General features: G+C 47.0%; 1 pseudogene. It reads left to right on the top strand.

Annotation, left to right across the window (positions count from 1 at the left end):
* Positions 1–219, top strand: a pseudogene (locus tag DC53_RS0120895) (hypothetical protein); the annotation flags it as partial.

Raw genomic sequence — 219 nt, 5'->3', positions numbered from 1 at the left:
TATTAGATGAAGCAGCCCTTGCGGCCTGCATGGCCTATGTAGATTTAAACCCAATTAGAGCGAAAATGGCTAACACCCTAGAGGAATCAGACCATACCAGCATCAAGCAACGCATAACACACGCAAAAGAAGGTAAGCAACCAAAACCACTACTGCGCTTTGCAGGCATGCCACGTCAAACAATGCCAAAAGGGCTCCCGTTTGAGCTTAAATCGTACC

It is taken from the genome of Pseudoalteromonas fuliginea, assembly GCF_000690055.1.
Classification (GTDB): domain Bacteria; phylum Pseudomonadota; class Gammaproteobacteria; order Enterobacterales; family Alteromonadaceae; genus Pseudoalteromonas; species Pseudoalteromonas fuliginea.
The sequence above is the reverse complement of the archived record's forward strand: the minus strand, read 5'-3'. Positions and strand labels throughout refer to the sequence as shown.